This is a genomic window from Thiocystis violacea (assembly GCF_016583575.1).
GTDB lineage: Bacteria > Pseudomonadota > Gammaproteobacteria > Chromatiales > Chromatiaceae > Thiocystis > Thiocystis violacea.
Genome location: NZ_NRRG01000159.1, coordinates 1 through 742, shown reverse-complemented (window position 1 = coordinate 742; position 742 = coordinate 1). Strand labels below are relative to the sequence as shown.

The following is a 742-nucleotide window of genomic DNA, read 5'->3' as shown; positions in this document are numbered from 1 at the left end:
GCGGGGCTGCCGGTTCCGGCATCGGTTCGGGTTCGGGCTCGCCGTGGAACGAACCCGGCTTCCAGGCGGCGAAGTCGCCGAGCTCCTCGCGCGGGATGAAACGCGTGTAGGCGCTCGCCGGCTTGCTGCCCTGCGGCGGCGGGACGTTGCGGAAGCCGTGCTTGTTAGACGAACTGCTCATCACCACCGCTGCTCAGCATGATCTGTCCTTCGTCGGCCAGGCGGCGGACGGTCTTGAGCATTTCCTTCTGCTCGGCCTCGACCTCGGACAGCCGCACCGGGCCGCGCGACTCGAGGTCTTCGCGCAGCGTCTCGGCGGCGCGCGTGGACATGTTCTTGAAGATCTTCTCGCGCAGGCCCGGCGTGGCGCCCTTGAGCGCGACGATCAGCGACTCGGACTGCACCTCGCGCAGCAGCGCCTGGATGCCCTTGTCGTCGATCTTCTCCAGGTCGTCGAAGGTGAACATGTTGTCCATGATCTTCTGCGCCAGCTCGTTGTCGGCCTCGCGCACGAAGTCCAGCACCGAGGTCTCGACCGAGCTGCCCAGCATGTTCAGGATCTCGGCCGCGGCCTTGACGCCGCCCAGCGAGCTCTTCTTCATGCGGTCGCCGCCGGCGAGCACCTTGCTCATGACCTCGTTCAAGTCCTTCAGCGCCGCCGGCTGGATGCCGTCGAGCGTGGCGATGCGCACCAGCACCTCGTTGCGCTGACGTTCGACGAACTGCTTGAGCACCTCGGCGG

2 protein-coding genes are annotated in these 742 nt (G+C 66.8%); both read right to left on the bottom strand.

Annotated features, from left to right (window positions below; translation table 11 throughout):
- Positions 1-181, bottom strand: a 181-nt coding sequence (locus tag CKO27_RS24310; protein WP_207281113.1) for a hypothetical protein, incomplete at its 3' end; no start/stop codon positions are given.
- Positions 165-742, bottom strand: a 578-nt coding sequence (locus CKO27_RS23960; protein ID WP_276570211.1) for a flagellar motor switch protein FliG, incomplete at its 5' end; no start/stop codon positions are given. The genes CKO27_RS24310 and CKO27_RS23960, both read right to left, overlap by 17 nt.